Source organism: Photorhabdus africana (assembly GCF_035181445.1).
Taxonomy (GTDB): domain Bacteria; phylum Pseudomonadota; class Gammaproteobacteria; order Enterobacterales; family Enterobacteriaceae; genus Photorhabdus; species Photorhabdus laumondii.
On sequence record NZ_JAXBVE010000223.1, the window covers coordinates 1 to 322 of the forward strand.

Sequence of the window (322 nt, forward strand, 5' to 3'; positions counted from 1 at the left end):
CCGCCGGTCAATCGGGGATAAGTACCGCTCGTGCCACCGTCAACGCCGACCGTTTTAGCGCGAAAACGCCGGGCCAGTTTAACAACGACGGCGGCCAGTTAGTGGCGCGGGCAATCCATCTGACGACGCCTGATATCTCTAACCTGAAAGGAAAAATTAACCAGACCGGGACCGGTGAACTGGCGCTCCATACCCGCACCCTGAATAACCATGAGGGGATGGTGTTCAATCAGGGGAAATTGACCCTCACCACTGACCGGCTTAACAACCGTCAGGGCACTATTGCCAGTCAGGGCGAGGACCTGCATCTCACCGCGCATCA

Annotated in this window: 1 protein-coding gene; it reads left to right on the forward strand. The window is 57.5% G+C overall.

Annotated elements, in window-relative coordinates; all coding sequences use genetic code 11:
- Positions 1 to 322, forward strand: a 322-nt coding sequence (locus SLS51_RS23500) for a hypothetical protein (RefSeq protein WP_323840879.1), incomplete at both ends; no start/stop codon positions are given.